This is a genomic window from Sphingomonas hankookensis, assembly GCF_022664465.1.
GTDB classification, from domain to species: domain Bacteria; phylum Pseudomonadota; class Alphaproteobacteria; order Sphingomonadales; family Sphingomonadaceae; genus Sphingomonas; species Sphingomonas hankookensis.
On the sequence record NZ_JAKREV010000001.1, the window covers coordinates 111,546 to 132,650 of the forward strand.

Below are 21,105 nucleotides of genomic sequence, written 5' to 3' on the forward strand. Positions count from 1 at the left end.
ATCAGCGCGCCGCGACCCGCGTGCCCGCCCCACCGCTCAGCATCGTCTTCGCGCTGTCACCCACCAGGAAATACGGCCCCCAGTAAAAGGGATGCGAATATTGCGGCTGCGCGATCAGCGTGCGCTGGGCGCGTTGCAGTGCCTCGCCGATGCTATGGGTGCGCGCCTCGCCATAGAAGCTGCGCATGAACTCGGTACTCTCCTGCTCGGCCGACACCTGCCAATAGGTCGCGAGGACCGAGCGGACGTTGGCAGTCAGGAACGCGCGCACCAGCCCTTCCAGCGTCGATCCCGGCTCCTCCTGCCCGACCGCACGGCGCAGCGCCTCGCCACGCACCCCCGCCGCCGTATCGCACGCCGACAACACGACTAGGTTGGCGTCGAACTTCAACTTGGCGATCTCGGAGAAGTCGAGCAGCCCGTCCGACCCCGGCTGCCCGAACGACGTGACCAGTGCGGGCGGGGACTTCGAACAGCCCCACAGCCCTTCCTCGATGCCATGGGTCGCAAAATGCACGACCTCATATTGGTCGAGGTCGCTGCGCCCTTCGACGCCGGTATCGCTGAACGCCGCGCCGGTGACGAACTGCGGATCGCGCGTGCCCAGCGCCCCGGCGGCGATGTTCAGCTCGCGCCCGTCGATCGGTTTCAGCGACCGCGCGATCGTCCCCAGCCGGTCGGCGCCGACCATGCAGCCGAACCCGACCCGGATCTCACCCTTCGCACCGGGGGCCGGTACTGGCGATCCCGGCTGATTCTGCCCGAACCCCAGAAACGCCCGCTGCGCCCGCGACGCCGGCAGCGCGCGCGACACGAGGAAGGATCGCGGCGACAGCGCGGTCGAGATCGACGCATTGGCGGCAAGGAAGGCGGTGCGCGAAAAATCGAACGCGTCGCGCTTAGGCGCTTCCGGCGCCTCGGCGGTATAGCGCGTTACCAGTACGCCAACCGGGAGTTGCTGGAGCGGCCCCGACGGATCGACCACGATCGCCCGCGATCCCGCCAGCACCGGCGCGGCCGGGCCGCTTACCAGCCGATACAGGGTATAGGCCCGCGCCTCGTCGAACGGCACAAGCTTGCCCAGCGCCAGGTCGCCGTCGATCGACGCGCGCAGCTGTTCGCCCAATTGCAGCACCGCGCCGCGCGCCGCCTCACTCTCGGCAACCTGGTACAGATACGTCCGGTCGGCGGTCACGACCATGCCATAGATGCGGCGGTTGAGCGTGGTCAGCTTCAGGAACGTCTCCCCCGGACGCAGTGCGGCGCGCAGTTCGGCCAGCGTCGCCGGGCTTTCGTCGAGCGTGCGATAGCGCGGATCGGCGGCCAGCTGTGCATCGACCGCGAGCAACCGGTTCTCCGCGGTTTCGCGCGCGCGGTTCAGCTCGGCGGTCGAGCTGCCCGGAGCGCCCTCGCCGCCGCTGGACAACGCATAGCGCAGCCGGGTGAGTTCGCGCTCGAGGTCCGCCCGCTCGCGCACCGCCGCCCCGACCGCCGGATCGGCGGTGACGACGTTGCGCAACTCGGTGATCTGGCGCGCGACGGCGGGTTCGCCGGTCGCCTGCACCGCGCGGAAGAACAGGTCATAGGTGTCGGCGGCAGGCTTGGCGGATTCGGCAACAAGCAGGTCGAGATAATCCTCCATGCCGATCGCCCCACTGGGCGCCGTCCCGCCCGATGCGATGACCGCATCCACCGCATCGCGGAACGCCGACCGCGCATCGGCGCGAGACGCACCGGCACGGGCATAGATCGCGGCACGCTCCAGCTCCGCCTCGGCGATCGCCGGCTCGCTGCCGGTCCCGGCATTGGCGATCGATCCGCGCCGCAGCAGTTCGACCGTGGTGGTATAATGGTCCAATGCCGCGCGGTAATCGCCCGCCTGTGCCCGCAACCGCCCCTGCTGCCGCGCAATCCGCGCGCCCAGCCAGAACAGCTGCGTCTGGTCGAGCCGCTGGTTGGTCAACGGGCGATAGATCGCCGCCGCAGCTTCGATCTCGGTCAGCGCACCGGCCCGGTCGCCGCGGCCCAGTAGCGCGATGCTGCGCGCGTAATGCGACTGCGCGTCCAGCACCAACCGCGACAGCTGCGCCGTATCCGCCAACGCCGGCATCCCGCGCGCACCCGCTGCCGGCTGGTTCAGTGCGACCAGCGTCGCGGCATCCTCCAGCGGCCGGGCAGTCGCCCCCGGCATGCCGCCGGTGCGGTCGAGCGTCGCCAGCGCCTCGTTGAACGCGCCACGATTGATCGCGTCGAGCGCGCGATAGGTGTCGAGCTTGCGCAGCAGGAACGGCGTGCGCGTTGCGGGCGTCGCGACGAAGATCGCCCGCGCCGCGTCGAAATGCTGGGCGGCGGCGTCGGGAAAGCGGATGTTGGAATCGGCGAGGCCGGCTTCGAGCAGCAACTCAGCCTGCAATGCTGCCGGCGCGTCGGGCGTCAGCCGCGTAAGCGCGTCGTTCAGCACCCGCGACGCTTCGACATGCAGCCCCTTGTGGTTGAGCGCGATTCCCTGCGTCAGCGCGGCGCTGGCGCTCGCTTCGGGCACCGGCGCCGCATCGGCGGCCAGCGCGCCCGCGCGCGGCGGCAGGCTCGCGGCATCGACGCTGGCGGTCGCGACATAGGTCGCCGCCACCGCTGGCCGGCGCAGGCCTGCGGCGATGGTCAGCGCCTCCTCGACCTGCGGCAGGATCGCCGGCGCCCCCGCCGCGACATAGCGCCGGGTACCGCGCGTCAGGTCGAGCCGGATCGATTCCAGCCCGGTCTGCCTGTCGAAACAGCGCGCGGCAGTGGCGGGGTTGCCCGCGATCGTCAGGTCGCGCCGATCACCGCAATCGAACTGTGCATCGACCGCCGCGATCGCTGCCGCTTCGACCGGCACGATCCGCACGCTACCCAGCGGGCGGCTGGCCGCGACGCTCGAACAGGTGATGGCATAGGCGCGCGAGAACGGATCGGGCGTCGCCGCATCGCTCCAGTTGCGCGCCGCCGCACAGCGTTCGCCCGCCGCGTTGCTCCCCAGGTTGAAACTGTCGAGCCGTGCGGGCGGCGTAGTGGTGCAGCCCGCCAGCACGGCGGCGGCGGCACCCGACAGCAACGGGACGATACGGCTGGGGATCAAGGCTTGGGCTCCTGCTGCGGCGGTGCCGCGACGGTCGGGGCGGGGGCGGCGGCATCGGCCGGCGTCTCGGGCGCCAGCGCGGGCAGGCCGCTCAACAACGCTTCGTTGTTGCCGCCGATGATCGGGGTGAACGGCAGGGACACGTCCTGCAGGATGCCGAAGACCGCCTGGCTGTCCCAATCGAACACCTGCAGCGTCGGCTGGATGACGATCGTCGTCAGACACCCCGCGCCCGACCCGGCGAGACACCCGTTGATCCGGCTGTTGGGCAGCAGCGCCGGTTGAATATCGATCACCGGATTACCGAGCAGCGCCGCCCCCGCCCCGGTGATCCCGTTGATGTCGCCGAAGAACGCGAAGCTCGCTGCCGAGGGCGTGCCGAACGTCGCGATGCGCAGCGCGGGCGTCACCGGCGCCGCCAGCGACCCGACGGTGACCCCCGACGCCCGGCCGGGGACCGCCGTGTTCTGGAACAGCGCATAATCGCCGAAGCGCACGCTCATCGACCGCGCGGCAACCAACGTCGTCGCATCGGGTGCGAAGAAGCCGCCGCCAAGCTGCGAGTTGTACAGCGACGAGTTGGGATTGCCGATCAACGCCTGGGCCTGCGCCCGCCCGGCATCGCCCGGTGCCAGCGTGTCGAGGAACCCCGGCGCCAGTCCCGCTGCGATCCGGTTGCCGCGCAGGTCAAGGTCGTTGTCGCCCAGCAACAGCCGTCCGCCCGCATCGCTGGTCGCGATCAGGTGGATCGTCGCCGCATTGCCGCTCGCGCCATCGCCGCCGATGCGGATGCTGCGGCCCGCGCCGCTTGCACTGACCTGCCCCGTTACCCGGACGTCGCCGGTCGACAGCATTTCGACCGAGCGCCCCACGCCCGGTGCCAGGGTCACGGTACCGATCTCCATCGCGCCGGCCCCGCTGTCGAATGCGAGCGTATCGGCGGCAATCTGTGCGACCTCGACCGCCGACAGGCGGAAGCCGCCGCCCTGCGTACCGTCGCCGATGCGCAGCGCGGTCGTCGCCGGATCGCGTGTGGCGAAGCGGACGCTCGATCCCTGGATCGCGCCCGACAGTTCGGCATCGGCGCCGCGGATCGACACCGACGGTCCGCCAGACAGCGCGCCCGCGCGAACCAGTCCGACCGCGTCGAGAACGATGCCGTTGCCGCTGCCCGATCCCAGCGACAATCCGCCGCTGCTGCTCGCCTTCAATGCACCACCCGCGCGTGCCGCCCCGATCGTAACCCCCGCACCATCGACCGACAACGCGCCGCCAGCCGTCAGGTCGCCCGCATTCACCGCGCCGGTCGACGCGAGCGACAGGTCGGCGCCCGCCGCCGCATTCTGCAGCGTCAGCGCCGAGCGCGCCTCGACCAGCAAGGCGCGCGCCGCCGACAGCCGCTCGCGCACCTCGATCGCACCGCCGCGCAACGTCGCCGATCCGGCGGAGTCCACGCTGCCCAGGCGCGCGGTGCCGGCCTCCACCGTCAGGTCACCGCCGGTCGTCCGCAGGGCGGTCGTACCGCCATTGGCGCCACCCACCGTACCGGCAGTCTTGATCGTCAGCGCCTGCGCGGTCAGCGCGCGCAGATCGATCGTCCCCGCTTCCAATGTCGCCGACCCGCCGACCGTCGCCGATCCCAGCGCCAGCGTCGATCCCGCCCGTGCCTCCAGCGTCCCTGCCGTCAAATCCCCGCCGCGGATCGATCCGCTGCTGGCGATCAGCGACACCGGGCCGCTCGCCGCGATCCGGCCGACCGTCAGATCGCCGGCACTCAGCGTCACCGCCAGCCGCCCCAGCGTCAGATCGCCGGTCGTCACGTTGCCATCATGCGTCAGCCGGTCGGTCGGCGCGCTGCCGTCGAACCCGCCGAGCGATCCCGCCTCGACCGATCCCAGCCGGATCGCCTGTCCCCGCCCGGCGCGCAGCGCCAGCGCCGAGCCAGTGCCCGCCCGCAATGTCGCGCCGGCCAGATCGATACCGCCCGTCGCATCGAGTATGATCGGCGTCCCCCCGGCGGTGGCCCCGGTCGCCGTACCGCTCGCCAGCGTCAGTCCGGAAGTACCTGTGATCGCCCCGCCGGTCGCTACCAGGCGGACCTCGCCACCTGCGCGCTGCACGCCATCGAGCGCGATCGATCCGGCGGTGACGCGATACGCGCCTCCCGTCGCGACCGTACCGCCCAGGGTCGCCGCGCCGGTCGCGCGCAACACTGCGTTGCCGCCCGCCGCGATCGTCCCGAACCGCAGCCCGCCGGCAGTTGCATCCGCCGATAGCGACCCGGCACTTTCGACCGATCCGATATCGATCGACTGCCCACCCAGCACCGCATCGCCGCGCGCGACGACCGCCGTGCCGGTCAAAGTTCCGCCCTGCGAACTTGCTGCGACACTCCGACCCGTCAGACGATCGAACCGTAACGCACCCGCCGCCGTGGCGCTCAGCGTACCGCCAGCCGTCACCGTCCCATAGCTGCCAGTCGTGCCGGCGATGAGCGTCGCGTTGCCCGACGCCTGCACCGTGCCGATCGTGGAACTACCGATCGACTGGGCCGACAAGGTCCCGCCGCTCTCGACCGTCGCGACCTCGATCGACCCGCCGATCAGAACCGCATCGCCCGTCGCGGCGAGCGCGGTTCCTGACAGCGCACCTTCCTTTGCCGTCGCCGTGATGGTCCGTCCGGCGAGCCGATCGAACCGCAACGCCCCGTTCGACGTCACGCCGAGTGCCCCGCCGGTGGTCACCGTACCGAACGTGCCGGTCGTTCCGGCCGTTAGCGTCGCGTCACCGGTCGTCCGCACGCTGCCGATCGCCAGGCTGGCGACGCTCGTCGCCGACAGCGAACCGCCGGTATCCGCCGACGCCAGATCGATCGACTGACCGACCAACACAGCGTCGCCGCTCGTCACTACCGCCGTACCGTTCAACGCCCCGCCGCGCGCCGTCGCGGCGACGCTTCGTCCCGCCAGCCGGTCGAAGCGCAACGCCCCGGCGGTCATGATCCCCAGCGCCCCGCCCGCCGTCAGCGACCCGAAATTACCCGCCCCGCCGCTCAAGGTCGCGTCGCCGCCGGCCTGCACCGTATTGACCGCCAGCGTGCCGCTCGCCGCCGCCTCCAGCGTGCCGGCGTCGATCCGGTCGAGTGTCACATCGGCGCCCTGCAGGACGATACGGCCGGTCGAGGACAGCGCATTGCCGCGGATCGCGCCACCCGTCGCGCTGATCGATGTGCCCGACACCCGGTCGAACGACAGCCCCTGCGCCCCGCCCAGCGTCACCGCGCCCGACGCATCGACCGATCCGAGCAACGCCCGACCCGCCGCCGTCAGCGACACGGTGCTGCCGGTCACCGGCCCGGTCACGGTCAGGTCGCCGACCGTCGCGTTCAGCGCGACCGGCAACACGCCGCCATCGATCCGGCTGGCGGTGATCGCGGTCGCGGTGATCGAGATATTGCCGCCGACCACATCGCCCAGCACCGCGTCGGTCCCGACGGTCAGAGAGAAGGGCTGGCCCGCCCCCGCTGACAGGCTGGCGCCCGTCCCGGCAAGGAATCCCGCCAGCCGGCCATTGGGCGCCGCCACCGTCAACGCACCGGTCGCGCTGCGGATGAAGGGGGTGCGGATGTCGCGACCCGAGCGTACCGTCACCGCGCCGGTCGATGCGACGCCATCGACGATCGACACGTCGTTGCCCGTGCCGGTGCCGACGATCGACGCCGTACCGCCGGCATTGACGCCTTGGACGAGCACTGGACCGAGTGCGCTCAGCGCCACATCACCCTGCGTGGTAACGACGCGCCCCAGGGTAAGCGCGCCGGCCGCCGCCTGCACGGTCACCGGACCGCTCGTATCGACCGTGCCGCCGACCGCCACACCGCTGACCGCCGTCGCCGACAGGCTGGTCGCGCGAATATTGCCGAAGCGGAGCGCATTGCCGGCCAGCGTCACCGCGCCATCGGCGCCGATCGCGCCCGTCGCCACGTCACCGACCCCGCGCAACGTCACCGGACCGGTCACGGTCAGGTCGCCACCGTTTACGGCACCACCGCTCGCGGTCGCCGTCAGGCTCGACGCCCGCGTATTGCCGAACCGAACCGCATTGCCGGTGAGCGCCACCACGCCATCGGTGGTGATCGCTCCGGTCGCAACGTCGCCCGCTGCATTGAGCGTCACCGGACCCTGCACGCGCAGATCGCCGGTGCGGATCGCCGCGCCCGTCGCGGTCGCACCAGTCGCAACCAGCCCGGCGGCGTCCACCCCGCCCACGGTGATGCCCTGCCCGTCGGTGGCCAGTCGCGCCGTGCCGCCGGCCGTGATCGGCGCATCGCCCAGATCGATCGCGCCCCCTGCGGCATTCAGCGTCACGCCCTCTGCGCCGCTCGCATCGCTGTCCGATCGGATCGACAGCCCGGTGCCGTTTCGCGTGATGCCGCCCGCCGACGCGCTGGCGCTATAGGCACCCCGCGCGCTGTGCGTGCCGCCGAGGGTCAGCGCGGTGCCCGACAGCGTCGCCGCCGCGTCCGACGACAGCCCACCCGTCACGGTGACCGGACCACCACTGGACACGATGCGCACGCCACCTCCGGTGCTGCGGACCGCGCCCGCGACCGAGATCGCACGACCACCGCTGACGTCGATCGCGCCCGCATCGGCGGTTAGTCCGCCGGCCACGCCGACCCCGCCCGCCGCTTCCAGCGTCACCCGACGCCCGGCCGCACTGCCCAGCGACAGGTCGCCCGTGCCGGCGGTCAGCAGCACCGCGCCGGTACCGCCCCGAACGTCGCCCAGCGTAATGCCGGTGCCGGTCGCGGTCACGCCGGTCGCCGCCGTCAGCCGATCGGCCCGCAGCGCCCCGCCGCTGGTAAGCGTGACCGCCCGGTCGCGGCTCTCGATCGCGCCCAGCGTCAGCGCCGCACCGCTCGACAGCGTCACCGCGCCGCTGGTGCCGATATCATTCTGCACCGACAACGTCCCCGCAGCGCGCAGGTCGATCCCCTGCAACGCGCCGGTCACCGCGATCCGTCCGACGGTCAGGTTGCCGCCGGTACTCTCCGCCGTGAACCCGTCGATCAGGTCGAGCCGGCCGAAAGTCAGCGATCCTGTCGACCGGAACGCGCCACCGTTCGCCGTCGCACCATCGAGCGCCGCGATCGTGCCCAGCGACCGCGCGGTCACATCGCCCAGCTTCAGCGGCGCATCGCTCGCCGCAAAGATCCGTACGTCGAGCAGGCGGTTGGTGCCGCCGGTAATCGAACTGCCATCGGCCAGCACGATCCCCTGCGTACCGGCCGCCTGCAGCTTGACGACGTCGCTACGCTGGCCGCTGCTCGATACGATGGCCAGCGCGCGCGATCCGGTGATGCCACCGTTCAGCGCCGTCACGTCGATCCCGCCACCGCTGCGCAGCGTCGCACCGTCCAGCGCGACCGCACTGCCGCGCAGGCTGACGTCGTCGTTCGCGAAGACGTCGCCACCGATCGTCAGCGCCCCGCCGGCGACGACGGTCGTGCCCGCGCCGCTGGCGATGCCGCCGGTCGTCACCGCACCGCTGCCGCGTACGTCGACGGCGCGCTCGGACGAAAGATTGCCGGTGGTGACGCTCGCCCCGCCGATCGACAGCGCCTCGCGCACGTTGACGTTGCCGGTGCGGACCGCACCGCTGCCGACCGCGCCCCGCAGCGCGCGCGCGTCGACACTGCCGATATCGATGCTGTTCGCGGAATCGCGCCGGCTGAGCGTCACCCCGCCGCGCCGGTCGTCGCCCGCGATCAACCGGCTGGCACTGCCCAGCGCGATGTTGCCGCCGGTGCTGCCCAGCGTTTCGAGCAGCAATCCGCTATCGCCGGTATCGCCCGACCGCAGCGTCACCGCGCCGACGCCGGTAATGTCGCCATCGGTCGAACTGACGCGGAATTGGCCGCCGGCCCGCTGCGCCACCGGATCGGTCCCGCCCAGCGTCACACCGCGCCCCGACAGCAGCACGTCGCCGCCCGCCGTGACGTTGTTCCTCACTTCCAGCAAGGCGCCCGATCCGGCGATCAGATTGTCGCGGGTCTGCACCGCCCCGGTCAAACTCAGCGCACCGCTGGCACCCGCGATCACATCGGCATCGCGGTTGTCGGTGCGCAGCGCGCCGTCGACCAGCAGTCGCGCCACGCCACCCGTGGCAGCAGCATCGCCCGCCACCGTCACGCCGCTCACCGCCGCCGCCGGCTTGCCCGCCGACAGCACGATCCCGCGCGACCCGGCGCTGGCGGTCGTCACCGCCGCCGACACCTGCAGCAGCGAGTCGGTCAGCGTATCCTGCGACGCCAGTGCAAAGATCGCGTTGTTGCCCGCTACCGATCCGCGGACATACTGGCTGGTCCCGGCGACGGCGCTCCCGCGGTTCAGCGTCACCGACAACGGACTGCCCGACCGGTAATCGAGCGTGACGTCGCTGGCGGTCACGAACGCGACGTCCTGCCCCTCGGCGACGAACTCGCCATGCGCGTCGATCTTGGGGGCCAGCATCACCAGCCCGCGCGTGCTGCCGTCGACGCGCAGCTTTGCGCCCTGCTCGACCGTGATCGCCGCCTGGCTGCCGGCGCTGCCCTGCAGACGATAGCTGTCGCCCGCCCGCACGAAGTCTTCGGGCGATATGTCGAGCGTAGTCAGCACCAGCGACCCGGTGTTGAACGCCGCCTTCGATCCCACCAGAATGCCGTTGGCGTTATGCACCCATACCGCGACGTTCGGATCGCTGCTGAGCTTGCCCAGCAGCTGCGACGGCTTGCTCGACACGTCGCGGTTCAGCACCGCGATATCACCGCGCAGGCTGCCCAGCAGCCGCCCGTCGGTGAAGGAAACCTCCTTGCCTTCCGGGATGTTGAACCCGTCCCAGTTGATGACCGTGTTCCGCCCGCGCAGGTCGACGCGCAGCTTGTCGCTGCTGTCGCGGAAGTCCGGGCGCAACCCGTCGGTCCGCACGTCGCGCACGTCGCTTTCGGTCGGCAGTCGCACCTGCCCGCTCTGCGCCATGGCAAGCACCGGGAACAGCGCGCCACAGGCGGTGGTGAGCGCAAGGACGGCGCGCAGGCGGCGGGCGGGGGCGGCGACGGGCATCAGGGTCTCCTATCGGGCGCGATCGCGCAGCTGCGCGGTCAGCGAGACGAGCACACGTGCCGGCGGACGACGTTCGTCGAGCAACAGCGCCTTGTCGAGCGGCTTGGCATAGGCGACGTCGAGCACGACGCTGCCGGGCAGCGACAGCCGAACGCCGCCGCCCACACTGTTGAAATTGCGCGGCCCCTCGATCGCGGTCCGATCGAGGTTGCGCAGGTACAGATGGTCGTAGAAGCCGAAGAACTGCGCCTGCACCGGCGACCATAGCGGGATATCGGCACGCGCCTCGAACCGGCCGCCGACCGCATGATCGCCGCTGTTCGACCCCGGATCATAGCCGCGCCCGATCGTCAGGCTGCCGAGCGCGAACTCTTCATAATTGAGCAGCGGATCGTTCGACCACTGGAACTGGCCCTGCCCGACCATGCTGAACACCGGGCCCAGCCGCACCGTCGCATCGATCGCGCTGCGGAACACCAAAGCCTGCGGATTACCGTCGAGCCGCGACGTCAGCGTACCGCTGCCGAACCCGCGCTCGCTGGCATCGAGGATACCTAGCCCCTTGCGCAACTCCCCACTCGCCGCGATCGACAGCCAGATATTGCCGTTCGCATCGACGAACTGCCGGTCGGCATCCATTCCGACGAACAGGACCCGCAGCTTGTCGCGGGTCAGCGTGACCGCATCGTCGCCGCCCCCCACGCGCGATATCTGGTCGATATAGTCCAGTCCGCCGCGTATCCGCGCGTTCGAGCGGATCGACCGCGCCAACGACCGCGTGACGTCCAACCCGGCGATCAGCGTATTGGTCCGCAGGTCCAGCGCCCCCAGATCGGGCCGCGACCACGCATAGGTCGCGCGCGCGCCGAAGCTGGTGCCGGCACCATCGACCTCGAAGATATGCCCGGCCTGCACGATGAACTGTTCGGGGAAATCGACCGCCGCCGACACCCCGAAATAGGTGATGTCGCCGAGGCCGGTCAGCCCGTACAGCTCGCCCCGCGCATACACCGTTTCGCGCCCCAGCAGCGCCGAATTGTAATTCTGGACATTGGCGAACAGCGCGAAGCGGCGAGAACTGACGGTCAGGTCGCCGATCACATCGCCCTGCTTGCCGCCCGACGCCCGCAGCGACAGCGCCACGTCGAGCCCCGGCACGTCGCCGGCCAGCAACAGCAGCCGCTCGGCCTCGCGCTCGTTCAGCGGGTCCATCGCCTGGATGCGCGCCAGCCGTTGACGGAGCAGCGGTTCGTAGCGGCCGGCGTCCCCTCGCACGCGCAGTTCGACGATACGCGCGGTCACCACCTCCAGCCGCAGCACGCCGTCGGCGATCTCCTGCGCCGGAATCTGCACCGACGCGATCCAACCTTCGGAACGCAGCGCCGCATTTGCGCGGTCGCGGATGTCGCAGACGGCGGCGATCGACTGGTCGCCGGTCGGCGCGGACACCTTTGCCAACGCTTCCGCGATTTCGGGTTGCAGCGGCGCGCCATCGGCACGGCTGAACGCCACCCGGTTGAGCGACACACGCAACGGCGAGTCCGCGAACGGGCAGTTGCCGGCGGCGAACGCACCGCGCGCGTCCACCTCGGCGCGCGGCGCACGATCGGGGTCCGGCGCGGGCGGGGTCACCTCCTGTCGGCTGGGCAACGGCGCGACCTGCGCCCATGCCACGACAGGCGCGGTCAATGCGACCGCCCCCGCCAGCAGCTTCCATCGTCCGAAACCCCGCTTCCGCAAACCGATACTCCCCCTAAGTTGCCGACGCCGGCTGTTCCCGTGTCCCCGGAAATCGATCGACCGGCTTATTCTTCCGCTTCGTAATACATCCGCACCAGCCGCCAGCCCTGCGCGCCCCGTTCGAATTCGAGGTTACCGAAGCGGAACTGGTTGTCCGGAAAAGCTTTGTCTCGCTTCGGGACCGTCGTTGCCTCCAGCATCTGCCGCTGGGTCCGCTCCGCCGCATCGACGCCATCGGGTTGTTCGAGCAGCTTGGCCAACACGGCCGGTACCTGCCGGGGAGACAGGCGCGCCTGAGGTCCGTCGTCCAGCTCGCCCCGCTGGATCACCGATGGCGCGCTGAGTGCCGCGATCCCGGCAGCATCATTGGCCAGCGCCGCCGTGCGGAATTTGCGCCAGAACGCGTCGAGCGACTGGTCCTGCGCCGCGGCGGCAGGCGCAGCGGTCGCCGCGACCACCGGCGTAGCGGGCGCGACCGGCGCCTCCACCGGCACGGCAACGTCGGTCGCATTCGCCGCAACCGTCATCTCACCACCACCGCAAGCCGACAGCAGCAGCATCGCACCCAGCCCGATCGTCATCGTCGCCGACCCCTTCATCGTCCCTCCGGCCAGCGCATGGCCTTCACCGTATATTGCTTGAGCGGGTAGTTGGAGACCTTCACCTGGTTCCCCTGGTTACCGCCCAACAGCTGGATATGCGTCGCCGTCTGCCCGACGAAGAACGCCACATGATTGCCCGACGACGATCCGGTCGCGCCGTCGACGCCGCGCGGCGTACGATAGATATGGACGATGCAGCCATAGCGGGGTTCGGACAGCGCCGTGCCGAACTTGCCCCAGTCCGCCGCCCGCGCGCTTCGGATACCGCGGATGCCGGCCTGTTCGAGGCACCAGTTCACGAACGACGCACACCACGCGACCTCGTCGGTCTTGGCCGCCAGCGTGGTGGTGGCATGATATTCGACGATGCGCGGATTATGCGCCCGCCCGGCGACCTCGGCCACCCCCTTTTCGGCCAGCGCCACCCGCATCCACGGCGCGCCGATCGTCGATCCGGGCGGTTCGAGCTGCGCGCTGCGATGGAGTGCCGGCCGGGCCGCGGCGGCTGCAGTTCGCGTGGCGGCCGGGCGCGCGGCGGTCGCCGTACCACCCATGCCCCGCCCCGGCGGTGCGTCGCCGATCGGCAGGTTACGGATCGACGGCGCCGTAACCGCGCGGGTCGGCGTACCACTCGAAGACCGGGACGGTGCCACAGCAGGGGACGGCGTACGCGGCAGTGCCGACCCGCCGACGCCCAGACTGCTCCAGGTCCTGGCGCCGACGACGCCGTCGACCTCCAACCCCCGGCCTTGCTGGAAGCTGCGCACGGCACGCTCGGTCGCGGCGCCGAAGACGCCGTCCAGTTCCAACGGTGGCCGGGGACGGGCCGTCGTGTTCAACAGATGTTGCAACATCTGGACCTGTTGGCCCCGGGCGCCTCGATCGATCTCTCCAAACCGCACGATTCCGTCTCCGTCTCTACACGGCGCAACCCTGAACGTTCCGCCTTCGCAATGGATGCATCGTTTACCTTATTTCGTCGGTCGGCCTCCGCCACGTGGTCAGCAGCGTCACGACGATCAGCAGCACCAGCGCGTCGATCGCCACTAGCGCGAACCAGGGGCTGGTCCATTTGTCCAGGTTCATCGTCCGCCCGTAAAAGGGCGGACCGGGGCCATAGGCCTCGTTCAGCATGTCGATGGTGATCCACACCGCACCCGCCGCGATCACCGCCGCCGCGATCCAGCGCAGGACGCGCATCAACGGCACTCCGCCACGTGCACGAAACGGCTCGAAGTTGGCGAGGTCATCGCATCCATCCGTTCAACGAACCGCGCATCGCGCCGGTCACGTCGGTGCAACCGGTATGACCCAGCGCCGACCGGCCGCACGGCGGCACCGCCGGATCGCCACGTTCGCGCACATATCGGTCTTGAGGCATGCATGTTCCTCTCGATCCCCGTCAGGATAGGTCGTCGCCGTAACCCGCTGCAATCATTCCGCCGGGCGCTCCGCCGCGTCGGATGCACCGTCGAACCGATAGATCAGCGTGTCGCCCGATACCGTCACCGCGATCGATCGCACCTCATCGCCGCGCATCCGCCGTTCAAGCAGCGCGACCGACATGTCGGGCAGCATCGAATTGGTCAGGATCGCATCGATCATCCGCCCGCCCGACGCCGCTTCGGTACAGCGTTCGACGATATGGTCGACCACCGCCGGATCGATGGTGAGCATGATGCCATGATTGTCGCGGATGCGCCGCTCGATCCGCCCCAGATGGAGCCGGACGATCCCGGCCAGCATGTCCTTGCTCAATGGATAATAGGGCAGCACCGACAATCGCCCGAGCAAGGCTGGTGGAAACACCTTGAGCAGTTCGGGCCGAAGCGCCGTGGCGAGCGCATCGGGGGCCGGCGCCGTCTCCTCATCCTCGGTCAGCGTCGCGATCAGGTCGGTACCGACGTTCGACGTCAGCAGGATCACCGTGTTGCGGAAGTCGATGTGCCGCCCCTCGGCATCGTTCATGAACCCCTTGTCGAACACCTGGAAGAACATCTCGTGGACGTCCGGATGCGCCTTCTCGACCTCGTCGAGCAGCACCACCGAATAGGGCCGCCGCCGTACCGCTTCGGTCAGCACCCCGCCCTGCCCGTATCCGACATAGCCGGCCGGCGCGCCTTTGAGCGTGGAGACGGTGTGCGCCTCCTGAAACTCGCTCATGTTGATGACGATCATCGAATCGTCGCCGGAAAACAGCAGTTCGGACAGGGCATGCGCGGTCTCGGTCTTGCCGACGCCCGACGGGCCGCACAGCATGAACACGCCTACCGGTTTGGCAGGGTTGTCGAGCTTCGCGCGGCTGGTCTGGATGCGCTTGGCGATCGCGTCCATCGCATGATCCTGCCCAATCACCCGTGCCTTCAGCGCGGTGCCGATGGTCAGCACGCTTTCGATCTCGTCCTTGACCATCCGCCCGACCGGGATGCCGGTCCAGTCGCCAACAACGGCGGCGATCGCGTCACCATCGACCACGCCGAACACCATGGGATCGTCACCTGCCGCCACCCGCGCCGCCGCCAGCGCGGCGTCGAGTGCGACACTTTCGTCAACTTCCCGCGCGGCACGCACCGCCTCCAGCGACTCACGCTCGGCGGTCCATTTCGCCTCGACCGTCTCCACCGCAGTGCGCGCCTCCCCGATCGCTGCATCCAGTTCGGCCAGCCGGTCGTCGCGACGATAGCGTTGCTGCGTCTCGCGCTCGACTACGCCGCGCTCAGCCTCCAACAGTTCGAGCCGCCGCCGCCGGTCCTCGACCGCGGCCGGAGTGGCATGCTGCGACACCGCGACGCGCGCGGCGGCGGTATCGAGCAGACTCACCGCCTTGTCGGGCAATTGCCGCGCCGGCACGTAACGCTGCGACAGGGTGACCGCGGCACTTACCGCTTCGTCCAGCACGACGACACCGTGATGCGCCTCCATCGCGCCGACCACCGACCGCAGCATATCGATCGCCACGCCCGTCTCCGGCTCGGCGACATCGACCGGCTGGAACCGGCGGGTGAGCGCCGGGTCCTTTTCGAAATATTGGCGATATTCGGCATAAGTCGTGGCAGCGATGGTCCGCAGCCGTCCGCGCGCCAGCGCCGGTTTCAGCAGATTGGCGGCATCGCCGGTCCCGGCCTGTCCGCCTGCCCCCACCAGCGTATGTGCCTCGTCGATGAACAGGATCACCGGGCTGGCCGCGCCCTCGACCTCGTCGATCACCTGCCGTAGTCGCTTCTCGAACTCGCCCTTCACGCCAGCACCCGCCTGCATCAGCGTCACGTCGAGCGCGCGCAGCGTCACGCCTTTCAGCGCGGGCGGCACGTCGCCATCGGCGATGCGGCGGGCGAAGCCTTCGACCACCGCCGTCTTGCCGACGCCGGCCTCGCCGATCAGGATCGGGTTGTTCTGCCGCCGCCGCAGCAGCACGTCGATCAGCTGGCGGATCTCCGCATCCCGCCCGACCACGGCGTCGATCTCGCCCGCACGAGCCTTGGCGGTCAGGTCGGTCGAATAGCGGGCCAGCGCCTCTCCCGCCGGGGCCGGAGCGTTCGCCGCCGGGGCACCTGAGTCGCTTGGCGCGCCCGCGTTCGTTTCTGCCGAGGGTTTCACGATCGCATCGAAGTCCGCGCCCAGCCGGTCGACCGCGACCTTGCGCCATTCGCCACTGGTCGCGAACAACGCGTTGCGCAGCGTTGGCGTCCGCAGCATCCCGTACAGCAGATGCCCGGTCCGCACCTTCCCCACCCCGAATTGCAGCGAGGCGTAGAGCCAGCCCTTCTCGATCGCCTCTTCGACCTGCGGCGCGAAGTCGGAAATCGCCGACGCCCCCCGCGGCAAGATGTCGAGCGCCCCGACGATGTCGCGTGCCAGCACCGCATCGTCGATACCGAACGCCGCGCGGATCGCGGCGATGTCGCCGGTCGAATCCTGCACCAGAAGATGCAGCCAGTGGACCAGCTCGACGTAAGGGTTACCGCGCATCCGGGCAAAACCGGTGGCGGACTCGATCGCCTGCAACGCATTGGCATCGAGGCGGCCGAACAGGGCGGTACGGCTGATATCGGTCATGCGATTCCTTGTCGGCCGATGGACTGGATAGGCGTCGGACGCGCTACTGGATGGCGCGCCGCATGTCGGCGATCGACTGCGCCCCGGCGAGCGACGCCTTTTTCGACTGCGCGGCATCGATCGCGAACCGGTTGGTCGCGGCGTCCCACGTAAAGGCGATCGGTTCGCGCGATTCCGCATTCGGCGAATACGAGGTGAAGACCACGCCGATGCCGACGGGCTCGCCCGGCGACACGATGCCCGCCGCGACCGGTCCTCCGCAACTGGTGGTCTCATAGTCGCCCTGCCCGATGGTCGGGACCAGCGCGACGCGGTCGCCCTGCACCACGCCGGCGAAGCAGCCCGGAACGTCGGGGGCCAAGGTCGCCTCACCAGTCACCAGCGTCGCGACTTCCCGCTCGCCCGCGACCAGCCGGAACGACTGGGCCTTGCTCACTTTGACGTCGCTCCAGCCGGCCTTGGCAGCGCTCGCCTCGGCGGCAGCGATGCTGGCCGCGCTCGCCGCACCGGACAGGCGGATGCCCTCGACCGGTTTCGGAGCGGGAGCTGGTGCGTCGCTCGACACCGGCGCCGGTGTGCCGTTGTCAGCAACGACCTCGGCCGATTGCCCTTCGGGTGCCGCGCCACAGGCGGCAAGCGACAGGCCGGCCAGATACAGCATGAATTTGGGTCGCATGGTCGGCATCCTCACTGTGCGGCGTATTTCTGGTAATTGGTCCGCATCTTCTCGTCGTATTTGTACTTCCTGTAGCTCGGCCCGTTGTAGATGCGGGCGAACTCCGGCCAGTTCCGGCTGCGGATCGCCGACAACAGCCGCCGGTCGGCGCGGACGAAGGCGATGAACGCCTCGACCTGCAGCAGCAGCGACTTCTTCATCGCGTCGACGAACGCCTCGACGGTGGAATGCCCGGCCTGCACATGGTTTTCGCCGAGGATCTGGAACGCGCCCCAACTGGCCGATTTCAGCGCGGCGGCACGGTCGAGGGCCATCGCCCGTTCCAGCTTGGGATATTGTTCGGAATCTCGGCCATAGCCGCCGGGGGTCGCATTGCAGATGTCGGGATGCGCAGCGGCGAAGCGCCCGTTGGTATGCTTGTGGAATTTGTGCCGCTCGAACAGGATGGTCGGGCGACCGGCGGAGTCATAGGGGCCACGGATCGCGACCTCGGTTTCCACCACCGCCTTCACCGCCGCCGTCTCGCAACCCAGCCGGGCGGCGATGTCGACATAGGTCGCCTCGCTGATGCCTCCGGGGCCGGCGCGACCACCCGCAGCGGGGCGCGGTGCCGGTGCGGCAGGCGCTCCGCCCGTCGGTCGTGGCGCAGGGGCAGGCGGTGCCGCCGGACGTCCACCGGCCGGCGCGCGGCTCAAGGCGGTCAGGGTCGGACCGCCGGGATCGACGACGCCGTCCGGCTTGCCGAAGCGCAGCACCTGCGCCTGATACCGCGAGATCGCGGCGGCGGTGCGCGGACCGAAGATGCCGTCCTCGCGCAATGCTTCCTGCCCTGGCACACGGCTGCGTGTGCGGTTCAGCAGGCTCTGGATGGTGCGAACGTCGGCCGTGCGATTGGGTCGCCGTGGACCGACGGGCGTTGCGATCATCATCGTTCCGCTTCCTTTCGTGTCGCCCCCGTTGATACGCCCCCACCCCGCCGCAGATGCGCGTCGCGGCGCACCCCTACGCCACCGCTGCCCAGCCAGCCGCTCCATCCCAGCCGGGTCCTGCCGTCGAGCCGGGCCGGCGTCGCGTTTCCCGCGTCGATCTCCAGCGCGACGTCCCATTCGAGGTGGCTGGGCGCAAAGGCGTCGAGCGCCTCCGACAGGATCGCGAAGCGGCTGCCCGACGGCAGCAAAGCGGCATAGTCAGCGGCCGATTTCGCTCGGATGACGACGCGAAACGCATCGCTCACCACCTTGGCCCGCCCGCCGAGCATCACCTCGTCGCCTAGCCGCGCGAACTGTCGGCCGAGGCGCGTCAGGTCCGCGGCATCAATGTCCCGCCAGCGCGGCTGATATTCCTCGACGAGCACTTCCTGTCCCAGCAGGTGCGTCAACGCATCCTCGATCGCCCCGGCGCTGCGCCGGCCGGCGAACAGCGCGGCATAATGGACCCGCCCCGCCGCCGGGAACGCCACGTCCGGCCGCACGCCGTCGCCCGCCCCGGTCAGCCGCGCCAGGCCGCTTGCGAAGCGATCATCGTCCGGCCGGTCGGCCTGTGCTGCCGGCTGCGAATCGCTCCATGCGCGGAAGAAGAATTGCAGCATCCTGCCTGCCAACAGGTCGAGCCAGCGACCGAACGGCCGCGACCGGGCATAGCGCCGCTCGAACGTCGCGAATTCGGTCATATGCTGCGGCAACGGCCCCATCGGTCCGGTCAGGCCGAACCAGTATCCGCCGACCCGCGCCCGCCCGTCGCGGATCTCGACCTCGGCCAGCGTCGAATCCGGGAAGGCCAATGAGGGCACCTGCGTCAGGTCGGCAACGCTCTGCGCCGGACGCCGTGCTCGCCCGACGCGGGGCAGGTGCCGCGCACGCGCCTCCGCCCCGCGGACGATCGGGAACAGGCCGAACCGCTTGGTGTCGGCCGCCGCCTCTGCGAGGAAAGTCAGATGGTCGGACGCCGACCGATCCTCAGCGGCCATCGCTGAAACTCCCCTTCGTTGGCGCTGGAGAACCATGTCTCGGTGAAGCTGTTGATGCTGCTGAACTCCGCCAGGAAGCGTTCGAGGACGGCGGAGAACAGGAACATCCGCCCCTTGTCGAACGCGGCGTCGTCCAGCGTCACATGGATGCGATGGCCGCGGGCGATCGACATGCGGTCCATCCCAGGTACGCGCCGCGCGACGCGTTCGGACCGGATTGCCGTCACTCCGTCGACCTGCCGCCGCGACGCTGCATCATCCTGTCGCCCATAGAGTGCAAGATGATCGCGCAGCACGCCCGGATCGTCGCCGTCCTGCGGCGCCAGCGTGGAATAGTTGGGCGTCAGGTGCCCGATCAGCCGCCACGCGGCATCGCCCAAGCCCATCGGCGTCTGCGGCTTGGTCGGTGCGCGCAGCACGCTGACGGTGCGCGCGGGTACGCCCGACACGGTGAAGTGATGCTCGCCGCGGAAGGTCAGCAACTCGGGCAGTTCGCGATTGGTGACCAGCGCGCGCACCGCCAGTTCGTCGACGCCGTCCAGCCGAGACGCGTCGCCGGGCGAGGTCAGCGCGATCCACGTTTCCGTGCCGGTATATTCGCCCCGCCGTCGCAGCCGTCGTTCGCGCGTCGACAGCCGGCGCGGGCGCAGCTGCGTGGTGTAGAACAGCGCCTCGTTCCAGTCGTACAGCAGCGCGCCCGGCGCATAGAGCGGAGCAACGGTGCGTGCGTCGACATTGTTCGCGGCATAGGCCTGCACGTCGAGGATGCGGAACACCTCGTAATCGAGCGGTCGTGCGCGGTCGGGGACGACGTGATGCTCATGTTCGAACCGCGACACGCGTACCCGCCCCAGCTGCTTTTCGAACAGGTTGATCGCGGGCGTCGCGAACAGGCGGAAGTTCGACGGGTCGAGGGCGTTGTGCAGGATCTGCGCCGATCGCGAGAACAGCAGCACCACGTCGCACGCCGTCGGGCTGACGCGGAAGGCGCGGCCCAACCCCTTCAGGTCGACGAACAGGAAGCGTTCGGGACAGGCGAAATATTCGGTCAGCAACCGGTAGCCGCGGAACGAGCGCAGCTCTGGCGGCAACAGCGCCTGATCGTCGTCGAACCCGACCTGTCCCGGTGACGGCAAACGCATCCACCCGTCCGGCCCCGCCGCCGCATCGGCCGAGCGGGCGATGGTCGCGACCGTCTCCCCCACGATCTGGCGATAGAGTTCGGCGGGCACTGCCTCCGATCCGGCGAGGTAGATCGGCAGCATGTCGGGCAGCACCTGCGACAGTGCCGCACCACCGGTCGTCTCGAACCGCAGCCGCAACCCCGCCTCGGCTCGGACGTCGGCGGCGGTGGCGAACGGGGCGACCGCGGCGCGGCTGGGCAGATATTCGGCCTGGGTGATCTTGAGTGGCCACAGCGTTACGTCATGGCCCGTGCGGAATTCCACCGACACGCCATTCTGTTCGGTCGCAGTCGCCACGAGCGGCGTGCCGCGCGGGACGACATAACCCTTGGTCAGGATCGGATCGCCGTCCTTGGGTTCGAACCCGGCGATGCACATCGACGGCGTCGGCGCCAGATAATGCGGTTGAACCGCATGCAGCAGGTGATGGGTGAATTCGGGATATTGATCCGCGATCTTCAGCTGCACCCGCGCACCGAGGTACGCGACACCCTCCAGCAGCCGTTCGACATAGGGATCGGGATCGGTCGGCGTCTTGAGGCCCAGCCGTCCGGCCACCGCCTCGTGCTCGATCCCGAACGCCCGCGCTTCCTCACGCAGATAGGCGAGTTCGTCGTTGTAGTAGCGCAGCAGGCGCGGATCGATGCCGGTAGTCATCTG

General features: G+C 69.8%; 12 protein-coding genes. All 12 read right to left on the minus strand.

Annotated elements, in window-relative coordinates; genetic code table 11:
* Position 1 precedes the first annotated feature (1 nt).
* A complete protein-coding gene (locus MF610_RS00435; protein ID WP_242192162.1) occupies positions 2-3,115 on the minus strand; it encodes a CHAT domain-containing protein in 3,114 nt (1,037 codons plus the stop codon).
* Positions 3,112-10,221, minus strand: coding sequence for a two-partner secretion domain-containing protein (locus MF610_RS00440; protein ID WP_242192163.1), 7,110 nt, complete (start codon positions 10,219-10,221; stop codon positions 3,112-3,114). Before MF610_RS00440 ends, MF610_RS00435 begins: the two co-directional genes overlap by 4 nt.
* A 9-nt stretch (positions 10,222-10,230) precedes the next feature.
* The gene (locus MF610_RS00445) at positions 10,231-11,961 is read right to left on the minus strand and encodes a ShlB/FhaC/HecB family hemolysin secretion/activation protein (RefSeq protein WP_242192164.1); all 1,731 of its coding nucleotides are present in this window, start codon (positions 11,959-11,961) and stop codon (positions 10,231-10,233) included.
* Between the two features lie 65 nt (positions 11,962-12,026).
* Positions 12,027-12,560 carry a hypothetical protein gene (locus MF610_RS00450; RefSeq protein ID WP_242192165.1) on the minus strand — a complete coding sequence of 178 codons (534 nt, stop codon included), beginning with the start codon at positions 12,558-12,560 and terminating at the stop codon, positions 12,027-12,029.
* Positions 12,557-13,465, minus strand: a complete 909-nt coding sequence (locus MF610_RS19135) for an NlpC/P60 family protein (protein ID WP_339328497.1) — start codon at positions 13,463-13,465, stop codon at positions 12,557-12,559. Before MF610_RS19135 ends, MF610_RS00450 begins: the two co-directional genes overlap by 4 nt.
* A 64-nt stretch (positions 13,466-13,529) precedes the next feature.
* Complete coding sequence (locus tag MF610_RS00460) at positions 13,530-13,763, minus strand: hypothetical protein (protein WP_242192167.1); 234 nt, start codon at positions 13,761-13,763, stop codon at positions 13,530-13,532.
* Positions 13,764-13,809: 46 nt separating this feature from the next.
* The gene (locus MF610_RS19020) at positions 13,810-13,944 is read right to left on the minus strand and encodes a hypothetical protein (protein WP_277923820.1); all 135 of its coding nucleotides are present in this window, start codon (positions 13,942-13,944) and stop codon (positions 13,810-13,812) included.
* Positions 13,945-13,997: 53 nt separating this feature from the next.
* On the minus strand, positions 13,998-16,619 hold the full coding sequence (gene tssH, locus MF610_RS00465) for a type VI secretion system ATPase TssH (RefSeq protein ID WP_242192168.1): 2,622 nt from the start codon (positions 16,617-16,619) through the stop codon (positions 13,998-14,000).
* Positions 16,620-16,662: 43 nt separating this feature from the next.
* Positions 16,663-17,295 carry a hypothetical protein gene (locus tag MF610_RS00470; RefSeq protein WP_242192169.1) on the minus strand — a complete coding sequence of 211 codons (633 nt, stop codon included), beginning with the start codon at positions 17,293-17,295 and terminating at the stop codon, positions 16,663-16,665.
* An 11-nt stretch (positions 17,296-17,306) separates the two neighbouring features.
* A complete protein-coding gene (locus MF610_RS00475; protein ID WP_242192170.1) occupies positions 17,307-18,224 on the minus strand; it encodes an N-acetylmuramidase domain-containing protein in 918 nt (305 codons plus the stop codon).
* Positions 18,221-19,261 (minus strand): type VI secretion system baseplate subunit TssG, encoded by a 1,041-nt coding sequence (gene tssG / locus MF610_RS00480; protein WP_242192171.1) that lies wholly within the window; start codon positions 19,259-19,261, stop codon positions 18,221-18,223. The genes MF610_RS00475 and tssG overlap by 4 nt, the downstream gene beginning before the upstream one ends.
* The gene (tssF, locus tag MF610_RS00485) at positions 19,225-21,102 is read right to left on the minus strand and encodes a type VI secretion system baseplate subunit TssF (RefSeq protein WP_242192172.1); all 1,878 of its coding nucleotides are present in this window, start codon (positions 21,100-21,102) and stop codon (positions 19,225-19,227) included. The genes tssG and tssF overlap by 37 nt, the downstream gene beginning before the upstream one ends.
* Between the last annotated feature and the right edge of the window lie 3 nt (positions 21,103-21,105).

What these genes read in the sequence shown, in the direction of transcription:
- tssG (WP_242192171.1), bottom strand. Translation starts at nt 19,261, where the DNA reads ATGGCCGCTGAGGATCGGTCGGCGTCCGACCATCTGACTTTCCTCGCA.
- MF610_RS00475 (WP_242192170.1), bottom strand. Translation starts at nt 18,224, where the DNA reads ATGATGATCGCAACGCCCGTCGGTCCACGGCGACCCAATCGCACGGCC.
- MF610_RS19020 (WP_277923820.1), bottom strand. Translation starts at nt 13,944, where the DNA reads ATGCCTCAAGACCGATATGTGCGCGAACGTGGCGATCCGGCGGTGCCG.
- tssH (WP_242192168.1), bottom strand. Translation starts at nt 16,619, where the DNA reads ATGACCGATATCAGCCGTACCGCCCTGTTCGGCCGCCTCGATGCCAAT.
- tssF (WP_242192172.1), bottom strand. Translation starts at nt 21,102, where the DNA reads ATGACTACCGGCATCGATCCGCGCCTGCTGCGCTACTACAACGACGAA.
- MF610_RS00470 (WP_242192169.1), bottom strand. Translation starts at nt 17,295, where the DNA reads ATGCGACCCAAATTCATGCTGTATCTGGCCGGCCTGTCGCTTGCCGCC.
- MF610_RS00460 (WP_242192167.1), bottom strand. Translation starts at nt 13,763, where the DNA reads ATGCGCGTCCTGCGCTGGATCGCGGCGGCGGTGATCGCGGCGGGTGCG.
- MF610_RS00450 (WP_242192165.1), bottom strand. Translation starts at nt 12,560, where the DNA reads ATGAAGGGGTCGGCGACGATGACGATCGGGCTGGGTGCGATGCTGCTG.
- MF610_RS00440 (WP_242192163.1), bottom strand. Translation starts at nt 10,221, where the DNA reads ATGCCCGTCGCCGCCCCCGCCCGCCGCCTGCGCGCCGTCCTTGCGCTC.